The sequence below is a fragment of the Trueperaceae bacterium genome (assembly GCA_036381035.1).
In the GTDB taxonomy this organism is placed as follows: domain Bacteria; phylum Deinococcota; class Deinococci; order Deinococcales; family Trueperaceae; genus DASRWD01.
On sequence record DASVDQ010000131.1, the window covers coordinates 1 to 3,495 of the forward strand.

4 protein-coding genes are annotated in these 3,495 nt (G+C 72.8%); all 4 read left to right on the top strand.

What is annotated here, in order from left to right:
• Window positions 1-331: hypothetical protein (locus VF202_14645; protein HEX7041352.1), on the top strand; the 331-nt coding region annotated here is incomplete at its 5' end.
• Window positions 332-429: 98 nt separating this feature from the next.
• Complete coding sequence (locus VF202_14650) at window positions 430-1,482, top strand: pyridoxal-phosphate dependent enzyme (GenBank protein HEX7041353.1); 1,053 nt, start codon at window positions 430-432, stop codon at window positions 1,480-1,482.
• A gap of 96 nt (window positions 1,483-1,578) precedes the next feature.
• Window positions 1,579-3,024, top strand: coding sequence for an aldehyde dehydrogenase family protein (locus VF202_14655; GenBank protein HEX7041354.1), 1,446 nt, complete (start codon window positions 1,579-1,581; stop codon window positions 3,022-3,024).
• The coding region (locus tag VF202_14660) for an FAD-dependent oxidoreductase (protein ID HEX7041355.1) at window positions 3,024-3,495 on the top strand (472 nt) is incomplete at its 3' end. The genes VF202_14655 and VF202_14660, both read left to right, overlap by 1 nt.

A 3,495-nucleotide genomic window follows, 5' to 3' on the forward strand; every position in this document is an offset into this window, starting at 1 on the left:
CAGGGAGAGGTACTCGCGGGACCTACGGCTCGAGGTCGGCTGCCTGTCGCCGACCTCCATCGCGCCCACCGACGCGCAGGCCCAGGAGGTCGCGGAGGCCACGGTGCGCAAGCGCCAGCAGGAGGCCGACTGGCTGAAGCGCACACACGACCCGCGGGACATCGGCGGGGCGAACCTCGTGGGCTCGCCCGAGACGATCGCGGCCAAGGTCCGCGAGTTCGCGTCCGCCGGGGTCGGCTTCATCGGCATGGGGTTCATCGGCCACAGCGTCGACCAGATCCTCGACGAGATGGCGCTGTTCGCCGAGAAGGTCTTCCCCGCCGTCTCCTGACGGCGCCTCGGGGGACCGCCGGCGCCGGCCGGGAGGAAGGGACCGGCTCCGGGTCGTCCCGGCGCCGCGTCCGCGCGAGAGCTCGAGGAGGAACGCACATGCAAGCCGCATCGACGACCGAAGGCGCCGCGCCAGAGCGGGTCACCGCTCCCATCCGCGAGCGGATCGACCGGGTGCCGCGGGTCAGGTTCAACGACCTCCCCACGCCCGTCCAGCGCGCCGCGCGGCTATCGGAGGAGCTCGGCATCGACCTGTGGATCAAGCGCGACGACGTCGCGGAGACCTTCGGGGGGAACAAGAGCCGCACGCTCGAGTTCCGGCTGGCCGAGGCCCTCGCCATGGACCCCGACCCGCTGATCCTCACGGTCGAGGGCATCTCCAACACGGCGCCGGCCACCGCCAAGGTCTGCAACAGGCTCGGCGTGCCGCTGCTCCTGGTGCTGCGCGACCAGCCCGAGACGACCCTGCAGGGCAACCTCTTCCTCAGCCACCTCTTCGGCGTCGAGGTGAGGCGGTTCCACGGGGCCGGCCTGGCCGCGGCCTACCCGGCGGTCGACGCGATCGCCGAGGAGCTGCGGTCGCAGGGGCGGAACCCTGTCGTGTTCAACCGCGTCCCGAGCTTCTTCGGCTACGGGCCGACGCTCGCCTACCTGGAGGCCACGCTGGAGGTCTACGAGGCCGAGCCGGACCTGAGGCCGGACCACGTGTACATCACCTCGACGGGCAAGAGCCAGGCGGGGGTCCTCGCCGGCAGCGCCCTCCTCGGCTACGGCGCGCGGGTCGTGGGCGTGACGCCGCACGGCAAGCCGGACGTCGCGAAGATCCTCGCGTCGGTGAGCGACGTGGCGGAGCGGCTGGGCCTCGAGGTGAGCGTCTCGGAGGCGGACGTCCACACGGACACGCGCCAGCTCGCCGGCGGCTACGGCGTGCTGACCGACGAGGCCGCCGACGCTCTCCTGCGGGTCGCCCGCGCGGAGGGCCTCCTGCTGGACCCCGACCGCACGGCCAAGACGATGGCGTCGCTGCTCGCCGACGTCGCCGACGGCGTGATCGGGCCGGGCGAGACGGTCCTGTTCTTCCACACCGGCGGCGTGGCCTCGCTGTTCGCGCACGCCGACGAGCTGCTGAGCCGAGCGGGGGTCTCCTGGTGAGGCGAGGTGGACCGTGGTGAGCGCGGCTCTGCGGACTGTCCACGAGGCCGCGGGCGACGGCGCGCGCCGCCGCGACCGGCGCGAGGTGCGCGGGGGATGAACGCCTTCGGCCCGTACCTGGGACGCCAGCAGCGCCTGTCGGGGCCGACGGCGCCGGTGCTCGACAAGTACAGGCTGGAGCCGTTCGCCGCGGTGCACCTGGCCGACGACGCCACTGTCGACGAGGCCGTGGGCAGGGCGGCCGCGTCGTTCGCGGCCGTGAGTCTCACGCCGCCGGAGCGCTACGAGGTCCTCTCGCGGGCCGCCCGGCTCGTGCGCGAGAGGCACGACGACCTCGTCGACACCATGGTCGCCGAGACGGGCTTCACGCTGAAGGACTGCGCCTCCGACGTCTCCCGCTGCGTGCAGACCCTCGTCACCAGCGCCGAGGAGGCGAAGAGGCTCGAGGGCGAGATGGTCCCGCTGGCCGGCGCCCCGGGCCAGTCGCACCGCCTCGGCTTCACGCTGCGCGTGCCCCTCGGCGTGGTGTGCGCGATCACGCCGTTCAACTCGCCGCTGAACACGGTCGCCCACAAGGTCGCCCCGGCGATCGCGGCGGGCAACACCGTGGTCGTCAAGCCCTCCCAGTACACGCCCGTCTCGGCGGCGAAGCTCGCCGAGGTCCTCTACGACGCCGGCCTGCCTGACGGCCACCTGTGCGTGGTCTTCGGCTCGGGCGAGGACGTCGGCTCGCGGCTCGTCGCCGACGAGCGCATCGCCTTCTACGCGTTCACGGGCAGCACGCAGGTCGGCGAGTCCATCCAGCGCGGGGCCGGTCTGCGGCGCACCCAGATGGAGCTGGGCTCGATCGCCTCGACGATCGTGATGGCCGACGCCGACCTCGAGCTGGCGGCCACGAAGGTCACCGCCGCCGCGTTCCGCAAGGCCGGGCAGGTCTGCACCTCGGTGCAGCGTCTGTTCGTGCAGGACGCGGTGTTCGACGAGGTGGCTGGGCTCCTGACCGCCCGCGTGCGCGACCTGCGCGTGGGCGACCCGCGGTCCCCGGACACGGACGTGGGGCCGATGATCAGCGTGCGCGAGGCCGAACGCGTCGAGGCCTGGGTGAGGAGGGCGGTCGACGGCGGGGCGCGGCTGCTCACGCCGCTCGAGCGCCGCGACGCGGTCGTCTCGCCCGTCGTGCTCAGCGACGTCAGGCCCGACATGGAGATCCACTGCCGCGAGGTGTTCGGGCCGGTGCTGGCGCTCTACCCGTTCGGGACGCTGGACGAGGCGCTCGCCGGCGTGAACGACTCGCCCTACGGCCTCTCGGCCGGGATCTTCACGAGCGACATCGAGACCGCGTTCAGGGCCGCGCGGCGGATCAGGACCGGCGTCGTGCAGGTGAACGAGACCTCGAGCAGCCGCGTGGACCTCATGCCGTTCGGGGGGACGAAGGCCAGCGGCCACGGCAAGGAGGGGCCTCGCTACGCGATGCGCGAGATGAGCGAGGAGCGTCTGGTGGTGCTGAACCTCAGGGCCGACGAGGAGGGGCCGGGGAGCTGATGGCGCAGGAGGCTTGGGACGTCATCGTCGTAGGGGGCGGCAACGCCGCGCTGTGCGCGGCCCTGTCGGCGCGCGAGAGCGGCGCCGAGCGCGTGCTCGTGCTGGAGCGGGCCCCCGAGGCCGAGCGCGGGGGCAACAGCCGGTTCACGGCGGGCGCCGTGCGGTTCGCCTTCGACGGCGTCGAGCAGATCCTCGAGCTGGTCCCCGACCTGACGGAAGAGGAGCTCGCCACCTACGACTTCGGGTCGTACACGGCGGACGAGTTCTTCGCGGACATGCTGCGGGTCACGCACTACCGCACCGACCCCGACCTGGCCGACACGCTCGTCACGCAGAGCCTCGACGTGATGCTGTGGCTGAAGTCCAAGGGCGTGCGCTTCCTGCCCAACGGCAGGCAGGCCTTCAAGGTCGGCGACACCTACAGGTTCTGGGGCGGGATCGTCCTCGACGTCGCCGGCGGCGGCGCGGGCC